Here is a 16,437-nt window from a genome sequence, read left to right as displayed (position 1 = left end):
AACATGGCGATAAAATCAATTCTTACGAGCCAAGAGGATTTTACCGGTGAGTTTCCTGTAACATCAAGGACGTCTGCTTTATGGCGATTTAATGAAAAAACACCAGACGAAAATCTTCAACTTATAGACTCATCGGGACATGGCAGGCATTTTACCATCTCCGGCTGGTCAGGGACATCGGCAAACCTTATTGCTGGAAGATTCGGAAGATACTTTAGGCAAAATATTGTTAACCCGACTTCTGAAAAGACCCATCTTATAGCAGAAAATGATGGGAGTTTCTTTAGCAATCTGGGCGAAAAGATTGTTGTAGGCGGTTGGATTAATCCTACCACCTATTCGGTTGGCCAGACATATATACCCATATTCAATACCCGCCAAGGACCTGGTCAGCCAATTTTTTATGTTTCACTTTATCAAGGAAGACTTAGGCTGATGTTGTATAACTCCTCCGGCACACTAATTTACGACCAGAGTGAAACGTCTACCATTACCTTGAAAAATGGCGGCTGGTATTTTATCGCTTCCATCATTGAAGTAAACAACAAAAAGGTACAGAACATCATATGCGATCGCAGCGACAGGGCAACCTGGGTGTCGCCTGTGCGTTCCTTTTCGGGAGAGCTGAATCGGGAATGTATAGCAGACATTATTATGGGGATGCATGCAAATACCTACTACTATGCCGGAGGCTTCGACGACTGGTTTCTGGAAACGGACTCACAGCTTACAGCTGATGATTTGCTGTTATATTTTAAGTCGTCTTTACATGCAAACGGTGGGGATGCGTCTTCGGATGTAGATGCTTTGGCAGAGCCTGGCGCAGTCACCCTCAAAGCAACAGATGGCGAGTATCCTGCAAGTGGCGTACTTTATACAAGGGCGGTTCCATGTGCTTTATCAGGCAGCGGTCGTGTAGCTGTGACAAGCGAATATACTGCAGGTGTTACTTCAGTGTCTCTAGTAGAGACCAGCACAAGCGATGATCTTGAAGAATGGTCTGCATGGCAGGCTGTGGGAACCAGCGGTGAACTTCAATCGCCAAATCGGCAATATATAAGGTTCCGTGTTACCCTTACCAGCAGCGATCCGTTGAAGACGCCAAAACTTCTGGAAATACAGCTTCATGATATACCGAAAGCGCCCTATGAGAAATTAGGCTTTGCCCGTCCTGTGATTTTGGACAAAAACGGAGCATGGGAAGCTGTTCTTGAAAATGCCTTTGATATCATTGTCACTGGTGAGGTGAACGGCGCGGGTACGCTGGAATTCAAGCTTCCGTTCCATGATCCAAAAAGAAGCACACTGGAAAATGAAAAACAAGTGCAAATCGTAAATGACATTTACCGGATCCGAACCTTAACGGACAATAAAAGCGAAGATGGGCGTGTTATTACGCAAGTATATGCTGAAGCGGTATTTTACGATCTGTCTTTCAGTGCGGAAAAAGAACCTAGGGAATTCAATGCAGATACTGCAGATGTTCCGATGCAATATGCACTTTTGGGTACAGGTTGGACAGTAGGAAATGTTACTGTCACTACGAAACGGACATGGCAGTGTACAGAAAAAAATGCCTTATCCATCCTTCGCACCGTACAGAATATTTATGGCGGCAATCTGGTGTTTGACAGCGCCAACCGCCAGGTACACCTTTTGACTTTTAGTGGTACTGATAGCGGAGCGCTTTTTTCATATAGAAAGAATTTGAAAAGTATTCAGCGGGTAGTCGATACACGTGAATTAGTGACAAGACTCTATGCTTATGGAAAGGACGGATTGACCTTCGCTTCAATTAATGGAGGTAAGGAATACGTGGAAGATTACAGTTTTTCCAATGAAGTGAGGGTGTCGACGCTTGACTGTTCGTCGTTTACGAATCCGTATCAGATGCTGGAATATGCAAAAATGCGGCTTGCAGAATATTCGAAGCCTCGCGTTTCTTATGTACTGTCTGCAATGGATTTATCTGCGCTAACCGGTTATGAGCACGAAGCATGGAAACTGGGTGATATTGTTACAGTGGACGATAAAGAACTAGGCCTTTTGGTAAAGACTCGTGTTGTGAGAAGGCAGTATAACTTGCAGGAGCCATGGAAAACAGTGATTGAGCTTTCAACTAAACTGCGGGAACTTGGCGATTCTTCAGCACAGTGGGACAAGGCAGCGGATGCGCTGTCCTCAGCAGAGTTGATAAACCGTCAGGAAATTAAAGATATGGTACCATTCAACCATCTGCGCAATTCCAGAGCGGATGATGGTTTTGCCTACTGGGTCAATTCCGGCTTTGAAGTGGATACTGAGAATGGTGTTTCTGGAACTGCTTCCTTCAAGGCTGTTGGTGTACCTGGTATGACAAAGAGCCTGTCACAGACGGTATACCCAGCAACACGTAAAAGTTATACATTTTCAGCGCAGATTGCTTCCGAAAACCTTGAAAAGGGCGAAAACGGCCAGGTTGGTGCTGAGATAGTCATTGAATACGAGGACGGTACAACAGAAACAAGATTTATAGACCTGATTTGAGGGTGATGATATGGCATATTTCAATCAGATTGCACACAGTATTTCTCCCAAAAGTATCAGCAGAGTCAAATCTATCACCATCAGGCTGTGCGTCACTGACTGCACCGGCACAGTGTACTTTACAGACTTATTGCTTCAGGGCGGTTCGGTTTCCACTGGATGGATCGGGCATGTGTGCGAGATACAGTGGACATTGGACGGCTGACAGTAAAAATAATTATATAACAGGACACGCTTTTGTCATGTTTTAGTGGTATACTAAAATATGGGGAGGTGGTGCAATGCAGACGGCACGGTTATTCGAGATCATATATCTGCTGATCAATAAGAAGAAGATGACGGCAGAAGAGCTTGCCGGGCATTTTGAGGTTTCAAAAAGGACAATACTTCGGGATATTGACGCGCTGGCGGCGGCCGGAATACCCGTTTATACCGCGCAGGGCAAGGGCGGCGGCATTTCGATTATGGACAGCTTTCTGCTGGACAAAGCCGTCCTCAGCGAGGATGACAAAAATCAAATTCTCTTTGCGCTCCAAAGCCTGTCCGCTACGAAGACCATCGATACAAAGCGCGTTCTGAACAGGCTGCAGAACTTTTTCGACAGCACGGATACACACTGGATTGAAGTCGATTTTTCCCGCTGGGGAGGCGATTCGGACAAGCGCAAGTTTGAAGTCCTGAAAAATGCCATACTGGGCAAACGTGCAATTTCCTTCCGCTATGTCAGTTCATACGGTCAGGAAAGCGAACGCAAAGTCTATCCGCTAAAGCTGATATTCAAATCAAAAGCGTGGTATCTCCAAGGATTCTGCACAGGCAGGCAGGATTACAGGACATTCAGGATAAACCGAATGCTGGATGCAACTATGACAGATGAAGGCTTTGACGAAAGCTGCTATTCCCCTCCGCCTATTGAAACCCTGCAAACAAACCCGGATTCGCTTATATCGCTCACCATTATTATATCGCCGCGGGCGGCCTATCGGGCCTATGATGAATTTGATGAGAGCTGCATTGAAAAATGCGATAACGGATGGTTCCGGGTTACAGCAACGCTTCCTGAGGATAACTGGCTGTATGGCTTTTTAAGGTCGCTGGGCGAGGATGTTCGCATTGTCAGCCCGGAGCACCTGAAAGAAAAATTCAAAACGGAAATATAACATGACACACTGTTGTCATCTTTATAATGGTATACTTAATAATGGTATACTTAAAAAAAGGAGTTGGTGAGAATGGAATGGGCAGGGCTTTATGGCGCGGACAGGCAGCCGAGCGAGGCGCAGATTGCCGAATACATAGCAACCCCGTTATGGGAGAATCTGAATGGTTTTTTGCGCGAAAGCTACGGCGTGCAGCCAAGCTATGACTACAGCACGTGCAGCGGCCAGCCGGGATGGAACGTCAAGTATAAAAAAGGCGGACGGGCGCTCTGCACGCTTTACCCGATGCCGGGATTTTTTATCGCGCTGGTTGCCATAGGCGCTAAGGAGGAAACGGAAGCGGAGCTTCTCGCACCGACTTTTACAAATCATGTGCAGGAGCTGATGAAAACCGCGGCCAGGGTGATGGGAGCGCGCTGGCTGATGATCCATGTTACAGACGAACAGGTGCTTGATGATGTCAAGCGTCTTATCCAGATACGATATAAAATAAGGGGAGTGAAATAGCATGCCGAGACCGGCAACGAAAACAGATTTAATTGCCGCCGCAAACGAGCGCTTTGATAAAATGTGGGCTCTCATAGAAAGCATGACGGAAGATGAGATGAACATGCCTTTTGAATTTGGCGACGACCCGAAGGATAAGGAGGCGCACTGGAAGCGTGATAAGAATTTGCGGGATATTCTTGTTCATTTGTACGAATGGCATCAGCTATTGTTAAATTGGATCGACTCCAACCGGAATGGCAATCATATCCCTTTCCTGCCGGAGCCGTATAACTGGAAAACATACGGCGATATGAACATGAAGTTCTGGGAGAAGCATCAGTCCACACCATATGAGGATGCCAAGAAGATGCTGCTGCAAAGCCATAAGGAAGTGCTGGCGATCATCGAAGGCTTTTCCAACGAGGAACTGTTTGAGAAACAGCATTTTAAGTGGAGCGGCACAACCAATATCGCCAGCTATTGCATCAGCGCAACAAGCAGCCATTATGACTGGGCGATTGACAAGATAAAGCGGCAGATAAAAAAGCTGCGTACCCGTTCGTGAAAGAAGGCCGATTAAAGTAACAATGAATTCCATGTGCCGAATATGAAAGATCGCTGCGGCGGTCTTTTTTCTTGCGCATTTTCAGGGAGTGAGCAGTATGGGCGACAAAAATTTTATCCGCTTCAGTGAAAGCGTCAAGATCAAGAAAGAAATGCATGTGGCGGGCGTAACCGTGCGCCTTCTTATTGCGGACTGCACCGGAACAATCTATTTCACCGACCTGCAGCTTCAGGAGGGCGACCGGCTGACAGGGTACACCGTTCACACGAGCAAAATGCTAACGAAGATGCAGGAAAACGGGCAGCCAGTTCCGCCCCGGCATTATAACGGTGTGGTGCGAACAGCGGAGACTGTAATTTTATTCAACCTGGGTAAAACTTCTGCTGGCCTTGACTGCTATATTTATCCTATACAGGATATGGCCGCAGGGAGTATTGAACTATCCCAAGGTGTAGGTGCGCATAAGGTAAAGTTTCTTGACCCGGTTAATGCAGGCGATGAGCTGGCGCTCAAGGCTTCCACCCGCCAATGCCTTAAAAACGGAAGCCCTACTCGTAAGGATGGATTTTATCAATACTCTGCGGCATGGGATAGCAAACATATGGTGAAGCTGGAAGAGAGAAAATCGGCGCGGGTGCTCTTTGAATTTCAGGAGATGCAAGAAGGCGGTGACCGGTTGTGAGGGATTATTTAAAAGGTAAGCGGTGCATGGTGTGGAGTTTTATGGGAAATGCCCGAATGTATGAAGCACTTAGAGACTACGGCGACCGATTTGATACGGTAGGCATTTTTACTTTTGAGGTTGACGCAACAGGCACAATCACTGAAACCGGTACCAGCATCAGCAGCATGCTACCGTATATTCAGAAATGGCCTCATATTAAGTGGCTGCTCACTATTATGAATCATGGAATAGCCAATATTTTTACTGCACTTCGCAACAACGAAAACGGTGCAAAGGATAAGTTTCTTACTGAAATCATCCGAATCATGAACAAGTATCCATGGTGCGCTGGGGTAGATATTGACCTTGAGCGCGGTGGAGGTTATGAAAACAAGGATGCGGCGAATGCACTATTTAGGGATATATACAATACAGTTAAGTCTTATGATGCAACAAAGCTTGTCAACATCTGCCTGCCTGGTATGACCGGCGTTCAAGGCTCGGTGGGCGGTGAAAACTGGTGTGTTTATGCCGATCTTAACGACTATTGCGATACCGCCGCCATCATGAGCTATGGCATGGCATGGGCGGGCTCTGCTCCCGGCCCAGTATCTCCTCGTGACTGGCTTGAGGGCATATATGATTATGCTGTTTCCGTTATGTCACCCGATAAGATATTCATGGGGTTGCCTGCTTATGGCTGGAACTGGAGGATTCATGATACACCTGAAAACCTTGGAATAACCTATCGAGGGGTGTCTAATACCTACTATGCGGCAAAATACTGGATGACTGGGGTTTACAATTTCACAGGCGATGCACCGCCCCAGCCGTTTATTCCAATTGTGGCTTACTGGGATGACTATAACAAAGTACCTTGGGCTCTTCCTCATGTATATGACTATATGGAAGGGTGGGATGCTATATCCTGGGAATATCCGCTGCTAAAAGGGGTTTGTAACAGGCGAAGATATTTGACAAGCTATGGCAAGGAGCAGAAAGCGGAGTTCGGAACCATTTATATTGACAGGAACGGAGTTCCGGATGAATACGAAGGAAATGTCATTATTACTGATGAGATGGCCTCACTTGGAGATGACCAGGCGTCAGCAGAGTACCGTTTTGAGATAAGAGAAGCGGGATATTACGATATTGCAGTACAGCTTTGCTTTCCTTACTGGGACAAAAATGCGATTATCGTTTCCCTTGATGGTATATCAAAGACTTTCAGCGAGAACCGTTTATGGTGGCCATACTGGAGAAGAGTTTGCTGGTTGACACTTGCAAAAGGTGTATTTCTCCAAGAGGGAACGCATGCTGTCAGCATAAGTGGTGGTGTGCCGGGAGTCCAGTTTTACGGTTTTAGGGTTTGCAGTGGATTTTCGGAGTATCCCTTTGCCGGTGAAGCCAGCTTTATGCTCTCTCCTCGTCGGTTCAAGGATGTAAATGGTGTGATGGTTGAGCCGGATCGAGGGTTTAAACTGACCTTTGAAATGTTGCGAAGAAAACCCGACTCGGCGCTTATTTGGTATGAGGATTTTCGAGACAGGAACATCCTGCCTGAAAACTACTGGACTGTGCTGGATGGCGAATGGGATGTTTGGCAAGACCCAGACAGCACAGAAAACCGTCCATATTCCCAGCTTGAGGGATATGGCAAACTTGCATGGAAATACGACGGGTTTTCCGATATTCATATCCGGGCAAGGCTGGCCTTCCCTCAAAATAGCAGCGGAAGGGCTGGGGTATTCCTTGGTGATATTTTCTGCTGCTTAAATTATGACACGCAAAGAGTCGAGCTTTATCAAGGTACTTCCTTGCTTGGCAGCTACTCCGCCAGTTTCTCAAAAACTGCAGATGCCGATCTTCGTGCTAATCCGAATATGTATACTATAGAGATGCGAAAACGCGGCAATAAGGTAAGAGTATATTCCGGTGCAGCTTCAACCCTGCGCTTCACAGTGAATGTAAACGGTGGAAGTGGTTATGCAGGGTACTGCTCGGACAACCGGACGGTATGCGAGCTGCTGCGGCTGGGCGATGCGTGGGCATATGAACCATACGAGCGTTTTGATGTGGAGCTTCCGGACGGAACTATAACCAGCTTTGGCAGGCTTGCTCGCACTGGTGTCACGTGGGATGATGAATTTCAGGTGTTTTCAGTAAATAGCGATGTGGAGGAATCGGCAACTCGCAATGAGGACATTTCGATGGATTATGATTTTTTCCACTCGCAGCTTTTGACGCTTTCCTGCGGTAATGACTATGAAGTAAAAGTTATACCGAAAGACATCAATATCTGGATATCCCGTCTCTTCCTCGGAGATGCGGATGGTTTTTCTATTCTGTATTACCAGGATGTGGATAGCCTTGTTTACTGGGCAAACGAAGCGGCTTATCGATGGAAATTGCGAGGTATAGCCATCTGGTCGCTTGGGCAGGAGGATATGCGGCTGTGGGAAGCGCTTCCGAAGCAAATATAGATTAGAAGTTTTATATATTCAGCGCTTTGCTTTAAGGCAGGGCGCTTTTTTATATGCAAAATTCAAGTTGAACGGAGGGTTAAGACAATGAAAACAGTATGGAACTGGGTGCAGGCGGTTTTTACTGCTATTGGCGGATTTCTTGGCTGGTTTCTTGGAGGGCTGGATGGATTTTTATATGCGCTCATCGCTTTTGTGGCCATTGACTATGTGACCGGCGTGATGTGTGCCATTGTAGACAGAAAGCTTTCGAGCGAAGTCGGAGCCAAGGGCATCTTTAAGAAGGTACTTATTTTTGTACTTGTGGGTGTGGGACACATAATCGACAGCCAGGTTCTCGGCAACGGCGGGGCAATCCGGACAGCGGTGATTTTCTTTTACCTGAGTAACGAGGGAATTTCAATTCTTGAGAATGCAGCACATATAGGACTGCCCATTCCTGAAAAGCTGAAGAACGCATTGGAACAACTGCATGGCCACTCAAATGAGGAGGATGAAAAGAAATGAAGCTTTTTACAAAATACATGACGCGAAACGATTGCTATACAGCAGGCCGCAAAATCACGCCTAAAGGAATCATGGTACATTCGACGGCTGTGCCGGGTGTAATGGCGGCTGAGTGGTTTTCCTGTTGGAACAAATCTTACGAGGCCGGCGAAATTAATAGGCAGGTATGTGTTCACGCTTTTGTAGACGATAAAGAGGTTTGGCAATACCTGCCTTGGGATCATCGCGGGTGGCATGCGGGAGGAGCAGCCAACAATACCCATATTGGCTTTGAAATCTGTGAGCCTGCCGGGTTTTCGTATAAATCCGGGTCGGTAATGGTGGGTTATGATGCTGCAAAACAACAAGATTATTTCCGTAAAGCGTGGCAGAATGCTGTTGAACTCTGCGTTATGCTCTGCAGGAAGTACAGCCTTAATGAGAATGACATCATCTGCCACTCCGAAGGATATAAGCTCGGTATTGCCAGCAACCATGCTGATGTGATGCACTGGTTTCCCAAGCATGGGGAGAATATGGACACTTTCCGTAAAGCAGTAAAAAAAGCGCTGGAGAACAGTACAGATATCAATACTGATATTGGAATTGGAGATATGGTGGAGTTTAAGGTCAGTGTAAAGAATTACTACCCCGGCAGTGTGGAAGTTCCAACGTGGGTCAAAAATGACTATTACCACAGGGTCACACAGACTTTATACAAAGGCAAGCCGGTCATAAAAGGCGGCAAAGAATGTGTATTGCTTGGCAAAAAGGTTAAGAAATCCGGCGGTCAAGAAATCGCAGGCATAAACACTTGGGTAGCAAAAGAAAACCTTGTAATTGTAAACAGCATTCCTGATAACAAGGGCAATAGAACCTATACAGTGCAAAAAGGCGATACCTTATGGAGAATAGCGGAAAAAGAACTCGGTAGAGGAACAAGATTTCCGGAGATTAAGAAACTCAATGGCCTGACTTCAGATACTATTTACCCCGGACAAGTTCTCAAATTGCCGGAATAACGATAAAGGACAGCCAATCGCGGCTGTCCTAAGTCTTTATAGGAGGTGCTTGAATGATAGAGGCGGCTAATCATTTACCATATAACCCGCAGGAAACGAACTATACAAAGATAACACAGGAGGAAATTCAAAGAGAGGTTGATTACTGGCGGGCATACAAAATTCTGCAGAGGATGCTTAAGGCGGGACTGATTTCAGAAGAAGAATTCAACAAAATCGACAAATTGAACCGCAAAACTTTCTCGCCGATGTATGCACAGCTTATGGCCTAATTGGCTTGCTATTAGCGGCACACAGAGGTAACATGTCACATACCCAAAGGAGGTGAAAACAGTGAGAAAGGTAACAAGGATTGATGGAAACAATGCTCTCCAAGCTTTCAAGCCAAAGGTGAGGGTAGCGGCTTATTGCAGGGTTTCAACAGACAGTGATAAACAAATGGCAAGCCTGGAAGCACAAAAAGACCATTATGAATCCTATATAAGAGCAAATCCTGATTGGGAATTTGCAGGGATTTACTATGATGAAGGCATTTCAGGTACAAAAAAGGAGAATCGGACTGGACTTTTAAGGCTGCTTGCAGATTGTGAAAACAAGAAAATTGACTTTATTATAACCAAGTCAGTCAGCAGATTTGCCAGAAACACAACCGACTGTATTGAGATGGTGAGAAAACTTACCGATCTCGGTGTTTTCATCTATTTCGAGAAAGAGAATATAAACACACAGCGCATGGATGGCGAATTAGTGCTGACAATTCTGAGCAGCCTTGCGGAAAACGAATCCTTATCCATTGCTGAAAATAGTAAGTGGTCTATCAGGCGCAGATTTCAAAACGGAACATACAAGATTTCATACCCTCCCTATGGTTACGATTATGTGGATGGAAAGCTATTTATCAATAAAGAACAAGCTGAAATCGTAAAGCGGATTTTTTCTGAGGCATTGGCCGGTAAAGGCACACAGAAAATTGCAGATGGGTTAAATTCGGATAAAATCCCAACAAAGAGAGGTTCACATTGGACAGCGACCACTATCCGCGGTATTCTTAACAATGAAAAATATACCGGGGATGTCCTTCTGCAAAAAACCTATACAGATGAGAATTTTAAGCGGCATTATAATCATGGGGAAAAAGATCAATACATGATAAAAGATCATCATGAAGCCATTATATCCCATGAGGAATTTGAAGCCGTCAAAGAAATATTGAAGCAAAGAGGTAAAGAAAAAGGCGTAATCAAGGGAAGCAGTAAATATCAAAACCGCTACCCTTTCTCGGGGAAAATCAAATGCGCAGAATGTGGCAGCAGTTTAAAGCGTCGAATTCATGGCAGCGGTGACCGTAAATATATTGCATGGTGCTGCACAAAGCATATAAAGGACGCATCAAGCTGTTCCATGAAGTTTGTCAGAGAGGATGCGATCCATCAGGCCTTCGTTGTTATGATTAATAAGCTTATTTTCGGTCATAAGTTCATTCTAAGGCCATTGTTGCAAAGCTTAAAGAAGACAAATTACTCAGATAACATAACAAAGATTCAGGAGATGGAAACAAAAATCAAAGAAAATACAGAGCGAGTTCAGGTGATTATGGGACTTATGGCCAAAGGATACCTGAACCCCGCTCTTTTTAATACACAGAAAAATGAGCTGCTCAAAGAAGCAGCCATATTAAAAGAACAAAAAGAAGCCATAAAACGCGCAATCGATGGGAGTCAGACTATCCTTGTTGAGGTTGAGAAGCTTCTTAAATTTGCAACGAAAGCTGAAAAGCAGATTGATGCATTCGATAGCGAAATATTTGAGGATTTTATTGAAGAAATCATTGTGTTTTCACAAGAAGAAATAGGTTTCAAAATGAAATGCGGGTTGAACTTAAGGGAAAGGTTGGTGAAATGATGAGCCATATACCTTTTGGATATACCATTCAAAACGGCAGGGCTGTCGTTAATGAAGAGGAAGCGGTTAAGATAAAGGAGCTGTTTGGGGCTTATCTTTCCGGGCTTTCTTTAACTGAAGCGGCCAAAAACGCGGGTATTAAGCGCTGCCATACATCTATTGCAAGAATGCTGACAGATAAACGGTATGTAGAGGATAAATTCTATCCGCCCATTATCAGCAGGGATACATTCGAAGAAGTACAACTGGAAAGACGCAGGCGAGCTGAGGCGCTTGGCAGGATTTATGAACATAAAGGAAATGAAAAGAAATGCCTGAATTTTAAGTTTCATGCTTCAATGCCGGATAATCTATACGATGATCCGTTTCAGCAGGCAGAGTATGCTTATAGTCTTATTAAGAGCGAGGTGATTTTAGATGACAACCAGGAATGTTACGGTGATTCCTGCCCGTAAGCGAATCGGGAATAGTGCAAAGGCCGAGGAATTGCCAAAGCTTCGGGTAGCAGCCTATTGCCGCGTATCTACGGACAGCGAGGAGCAGGCAACCAGTTATGAAGCGCAAATTGAGCACTACACAAACTACATTAAAAGCAATCCGGAATGGGAGTTAGCTGGCATATTTGCGGATGAAGGGATTACTGGAACCAACACGAAAAAGCGTGAAGAGTTTAACCGGATGATAGAAGAATGTATGCAGGGCAAAATCGATATGATAATTACGAAATCTATCAGCCGGTTTGCAAGAAATACGCTGGACTGCCTAAAGTACATAAGGCAGCTTAAAGAAAAAAATATTCCGGTTTACTTTGAAAAGGAAAATATAAACACATTGGATACCAAAGGAGAAATCTTGTTGACCATTATGGCATCTTTGGCACAGCAAGAAAGCCAATCGTTAAGCCAGAATGTAAAACTGGGTATTCAGTACCGATATCAGCAAGGAAAAATCCATATCAATCACAACCGGTTTCTTGGCTATACAAAGGATAAGGATGGCAATTTAGTTATCGTTCCTGAAGAAGCAGAGATCGTCAAACGCATTTACAGAGAATATCTTGAAGGTTCCAGTATGCTACAGATAGCTAGGGGTTTGGAGGCTGACGGAATTCTGACGGGTGCAGGCAATCCCAGATGGCATACCAGTACCATCAATAAGATTTTGAGAAATGAAAAATATATCGGTGATGCGCTGCTGCAGAAAACCTATACGGTAGATTTTTTATCAAAGAAAAGGGTACCCAATAATGGTATTGTTCCACAATACTATGTAGAAAACAGCCATGAGCCCATAATCCCGCGTGAAATTTATATGCAGGTTCAGGAAGAGCTTGTCCGCAGAAGATGTGTGCATATAAGTAAGAACGGAAAGAAGAGAAACTACAGCAATAATCATCCCTTATCCCAAATGGTGTTCTGCGGCAAGTGTCATGAAGTATTCCGCAGGGTTCATTGGAATAACCGAGGGAAAAAATCCATCGTTTGGAGATGCGTCAGCAGATTGGAAAACACCGGTTTGTTTTGTACCGCTTCCACTATACTTGAAGATACTCTCAAAGAGAAGATTGTAGAAGCTATCAATATAGCCGTCAGCGGGAAAAACTCTTTCCTGGCCATACTGAAAAAGAATATTGAAACCGTATTAAACGAGGATTTGGACGAGAGTACGGCAGATATTGATAAAAGGCTGGAAGAGCTTCAAGCCGAGTTGATCCAATTGGCAAATTCAAAGGAAGCATATGATAATATTGTCAATGAGATTTACCGCTTACGGGACTTAAGGCAAGAAACCCTTTCAAGAAACGCTCTCCGTCAAGATAAGCGGGATCGGATCGCTGAGATGACGGACTTCCTTAATATGCAAACCGGTGGTATTACGGAATTTGATGATAAACTGGTTAGAAAACTAATTGAAAAGGCAACTGTATATAATGACAGGCTAGTGGTAGAGTTTAAGTCAGGGTTAGAAATAGAAGTAAACCTATAAGCTCGTATTAAGATAGCCGCCAGTAGGGGAAGAGTACTTATACTATTATAAATAACTACAGGAGACATAATTGGATTACCGATTGCGGGAGCAGAAGCAAAATGCGCTGGTTAAAAATGCAGAGCGTGAAGGAAGAAGCAGCGAATAGCTGAAATGACAGACTTCTTGAATGAACAGTCCTATGAGCTGGAGGAATATGATGAGCAACTGGTAAGGCGGCTTATTGAAAAAGTTACGGTATTTGATAATAAGCTGACCGTTGAGTTTAAGTCTGGAGTAGAGATTGATGTATTAATTTAAAATGAACTTGACCGCCGATTGAGGAGAAATACTTCTTGATGGGCGGTTCTTTTCTATTTATACTTGGGGATAATCTAATAAGTGAACTCGTTTCAGCAAGCTGAAACATCGGGGAATCAGATGGAGAGTCTACTCCACCTGATTAAAACCCACCTACGCTGCGCTTAGAGGTGGCGGTCTTGACCGTAAAGCTAAAAGATAAACACACTTGAACAATTACTCATATGTTTTTATTGACAAACGGAGAATTGAGGTTTATAATATATATGAAAGATTATTCAAGTGTTCAATTGAATGATAAGGAGGTGATATAGATATGGCAAAAAAAATTCAACCAATTGAAAGATGCGACTGTGATGTAATACATGAGGAAATTGTAAATAAAGTGCGAGAAAAAATGCCTCAAGAAGAAACTCTATATGATCTAGCAGAACTATTTAAAGTTTTTGGAGATTCAACAAGAATTAAGATACTCTGGGCATTAGATGAATCAGAGATGTGCGTTTGCGATATTGCATTCTTATTAAATATGACCCAATCAGCAATTTCACATCAGCTAAGAGTCTTAAAGCAGGCTGAACTAGTAAAGAGCAGAAGAGAAGGAAAGATTGTATTCTACTCTCTTGAAGATGAACATGTAAAGCAAATATTTGACCAGGGATTAATTCATATTTCAGAAGAAAGTAAGTAAAGGAGCATTCCTGTAATGAAATAAAGTAACTTTTGAAAAAAGAAGAGCCTTGAAGTAAAATTTGAAATGTGAGTTGCAAAACCACAAATCAAATTTTACAGGAGGCCCTTCAACATGAAGTATACACAAAACTACAAAATATCGCAAGTAACGGAAACCACATTAATCATTGGAGTTGACATTGCAAAGAAAAAACATTACGCCCGAGCCTTTGATTGGAGAGGCATTGAATATGGCAAATTAATAAGCTTCAGAACAGACAAAAGAGGATTTAAACAATTCCAGGAATGGGCAAAAAAGACCGCCATAGAGGCAGGAAAAGACAACATCATAGTTGGCATGGAACCTACAGGCCATTACTGGTTCACCTTTGCCTCTGAAATAAGCAATAACAACATGAAGATGGTCCAAGTTAACCCATACCATGTCAAAAAAACAAAAGAACTGGATGACAACACACCCAGCAAAAATGACCGAAAAGACCCCAAAACAATAGCAATGCTTGTAAAAGATGGAAGATACCTGATACCATACTTCCCTAAAGGCATATATGCTGAAATACGGAAAGCATATGAAATAAGAGAAACCCAGCTACAAAAAATATGGGCAATAAAAAACAAAATACAAAGATGGCTAGACATATACTTTCCAGAATTTGCACAAGTCTTTAAAAACTGGGAAGGAAAAACAGCGCTGATAACCCTGGAAAAATTCCCAACACCAAAACAAATAATAGAACTTGGAGCAGAAAACATACTTTTAGTCTGGAGAGAGCAAGTCAAACGCGGTGTAGGGATAAAAAGAGCACAAACGCTCTTAAAAGCGGCGGAAGAATCAGTAGGTATACAAGAAGGCCTTGAAATGGCAACATACGAATTACAATATATCCTCAAAGAATATAAAGCAGAGCTAAAAGCAAAGCAAGCTACGGAAGCTAAAATAAAAACAATAGCAAACCTAATACCTGGAATAAACAAGATACTAAAAATAAAAGGTATAGGGATAATCACAGCAGCAGGATTTATAGCAGAAGTAGGGGACCTAACCCGCTTCAGCCATCCAAAGCAAATAATAAAACTAGCGGGATTAAATCTACGAGAAAACAGCTCAGGAGAGCATAAAGGACAAACTACAATCAGCAAACGCGGCAGAAAACGATTAAGAGCCTTGCTATTTAGAGCAATGCTCCCATTAATAGCAAAAAACGAAGAATTCAAGCAGCTTCACAAATACTATACCACTAGGGCGGTAAACCCCTTAAAAAAGATGCAATCAATTACAGCCTTATGCGGAAAACTCATAAGAATACTTTACGCCATAATAACGAAAGACATAGAATATGATCCAAATAAAATGCTTCAAGATATTCACAGACCTGAAGTTATGACTCAAGCATCATAAGAAGCATATTAAAAAGGGCTTTCAGTAAATGCAATATAAATCATAATATCCAATTCTCTATTAGAATTGAACCTTGATAACAGTGAGCCGGATGAGTCAGCAGGAATTTTAACCGTTAGGGCATGACCCAGTAAAGGAGCTTGGCTGACGTCCACCTCATGGGAAGGCTGAACGAAGGAATTTAGGCTACGAGCCAGTGAGACATGGGAGGTTTCGCCCCCTGAGAGGAAGTGGATTCCCTAGTGCCATAATATGGAAGATGAACGCGTCTTTATTTCCGCTACCGCATACCTTCCATATATCAACAGAAATGTTATATTCAGCCATATTCCCTTATGAGCGCTCGCTGATACCCTGGTGAAATTCTAAGAATGAGTGAGAAATATCAAGAAAATAAAAGATTATAGAGGGAGGGTCAGTAATGTTAAAGAAGGAAGTAATTTTAGAAGGTTTAGATTGCGCAAATTGTGCAGCTAAAATTGAAGATGAGGTTAATAAATTAAATGGAGTCAAAGCCTATATGAACTTCATGAACAAGACATTGACTTTAGAAATTGAATCAGAGCAAGAGTATAAGAATATATTACAGCAAGTTAAAACCATAGTGCACAAGCACGAACCGGATGTGGTAGTGAAAGAAAAATCCGTTAACAAGAGCAATAAAAAAGTATTAATACTTGAAGGACTTGACTGTGCGAATTGTGCTGCAAAGATTGAAGCTCAAACACAAAGCCTTGAAGGAGTAAATAGTGCGACCGTTGA

16 protein-coding genes and 1 pseudogene (1 of these 17 running past the window's edge) are annotated in these 16,437 nt (G+C 43.3%); all 17 read left to right on the top strand.

The features are described 5' to 3' along the window. Window positions 1-3: 3 nt before the first annotated feature. Window positions 4-2,526 (top strand): phage tail spike protein, encoded by a 2,523-nt coding sequence (locus AC6I1H_RS04145; RefSeq protein WP_497739731.1) that lies wholly within the window; start codon window positions 4-6, stop codon window positions 2,524-2,526. Between the two features lie 10 nt (window positions 2,527-2,536). Further along, window positions 2,537-2,731 (top strand): hypothetical protein, encoded by a 195-nt coding sequence (locus AC6I1H_RS04140; protein WP_003520677.1) that lies wholly within the window; start codon window positions 2,537-2,539, stop codon window positions 2,729-2,731. A 76-nt stretch (window positions 2,732-2,807) separates the two neighbouring features. After that, window positions 2,808-3,686: a helix-turn-helix transcriptional regulator gene (locus tag AC6I1H_RS04135; protein ID WP_497739730.1), complete on the top strand. Its 879-nt coding sequence runs from the start codon at window positions 2,808-2,810 to the stop codon at window positions 3,684-3,686. Window positions 3,687-3,758: 72 nt separating this feature from the next. Beyond that, complete coding sequence (locus AC6I1H_RS04130) at window positions 3,759-4,193, top strand: DUF3788 domain-containing protein (protein ID WP_497739729.1); 435 nt, start codon at window positions 3,759-3,761, stop codon at window positions 4,191-4,193. Window position 4,194: 1 nt separating this feature from the next. After that, window positions 4,195-4,740: a ClbS/DfsB family four-helix bundle protein gene (locus AC6I1H_RS04125; RefSeq protein WP_497739728.1), complete on the top strand. Its 546-nt coding sequence runs from the start codon at window positions 4,195-4,197 to the stop codon at window positions 4,738-4,740. 97 nt (window positions 4,741-4,837) lie between these two features. Further along, window positions 4,838-5,422: a hypothetical protein gene (locus tag AC6I1H_RS04120; protein ID WP_497739727.1), complete on the top strand. Its 585-nt coding sequence runs from the start codon at window positions 4,838-4,840 to the stop codon at window positions 5,420-5,422. After that, complete coding sequence (locus AC6I1H_RS04115) at window positions 5,419-7,887, top strand: glycosyl hydrolase family 18 protein (RefSeq protein WP_497739726.1); 2,469 nt, start codon at window positions 5,419-5,421, stop codon at window positions 7,885-7,887. Before AC6I1H_RS04120 ends, AC6I1H_RS04115 begins: the two co-directional genes overlap by 4 nt. An 87-nt stretch (window positions 7,888-7,974) precedes the next feature. Further along, window positions 7,975-8,394, top strand: coding sequence for a phage holin family protein (locus tag AC6I1H_RS04110; protein ID WP_433436443.1), 420 nt, complete (start codon window positions 7,975-7,977; stop codon window positions 8,392-8,394). Beyond that, the gene (locus AC6I1H_RS04105) at window positions 8,391-9,395 is read left to right on the top strand and encodes an N-acetylmuramoyl-L-alanine amidase (RefSeq protein WP_497739725.1); all 1,005 of its coding nucleotides are present in this window, start codon (window positions 8,391-8,393) and stop codon (window positions 9,393-9,395) included. Before AC6I1H_RS04110 ends, AC6I1H_RS04105 begins: the two co-directional genes overlap by 4 nt. Before the next feature lie 53 nt (window positions 9,396-9,448). Next, a complete protein-coding gene (locus AC6I1H_RS04100) occupies window positions 9,449-9,667 on the top strand; it encodes an SHOCT domain-containing protein (protein ID WP_012208274.1) in 219 nt (72 codons plus the stop codon). Between the two features lie 61 nt (window positions 9,668-9,728). Beyond that, window positions 9,729-11,297: a recombinase family protein gene (locus tag AC6I1H_RS04095; protein ID WP_497739724.1), complete on the top strand. Its 1,569-nt coding sequence runs from the start codon at window positions 9,729-9,731 to the stop codon at window positions 11,295-11,297. Further along, the gene (locus tag AC6I1H_RS04090; protein ID WP_081743197.1) at window positions 11,261-11,752 is read left to right on the top strand and encodes a recombinase; all 492 of its coding nucleotides are present in this window, start codon (window positions 11,261-11,263) and stop codon (window positions 11,750-11,752) included. The genes AC6I1H_RS04095 and AC6I1H_RS04090 overlap by 37 nt, the downstream gene beginning before the upstream one ends. Then, window positions 11,715-13,283, top strand: a complete 1,569-nt coding sequence (locus AC6I1H_RS04085; protein ID WP_497739723.1) for a recombinase family protein — start codon at window positions 11,715-11,717, stop codon at window positions 13,281-13,283. Before AC6I1H_RS04090 ends, AC6I1H_RS04085 begins: the two co-directional genes overlap by 38 nt. 76 nt (window positions 13,284-13,359) lie before the next feature. Continuing rightward, window positions 13,360-13,583: pseudogene (locus tag AC6I1H_RS04080) on the top strand (recombinase family protein); the annotation flags it as partial. A gap of 316 nt (window positions 13,584-13,899) precedes the next feature. Beyond that, window positions 13,900-14,274 (top strand): ArsR/SmtB family transcription factor, encoded by a 375-nt coding sequence (locus AC6I1H_RS04075; RefSeq protein WP_005584884.1) that lies wholly within the window; start codon window positions 13,900-13,902, stop codon window positions 14,272-14,274. A 114-nt stretch (window positions 14,275-14,388) separates the two neighbouring features. Beyond that, window positions 14,389-15,675, top strand: coding sequence for an IS110 family RNA-guided transposase (locus tag AC6I1H_RS04070; protein ID WP_497739722.1), 1,287 nt, complete (start codon window positions 14,389-14,391; stop codon window positions 15,673-15,675). 421 nt (window positions 15,676-16,096) lie between these two features. After that, window positions 16,097-16,437: the 5' end (the start) of a heavy metal translocating P-type ATPase gene (locus AC6I1H_RS04065; RefSeq protein WP_497739721.1), read on the top strand. It continues 2,257 nt past the right edge of the window; the window shows 341 of its 2,598 coding nt (coding positions 1-341); the start codon lies at window positions 16,097-16,099; the stop codon falls past the right edge of the window.

The sequence above is a fragment of the Biomaibacter sp. TOL genome, from assembly GCF_059717795.1.
This window is presented reverse-complemented; position numbering and strand designations above follow the sequence as displayed.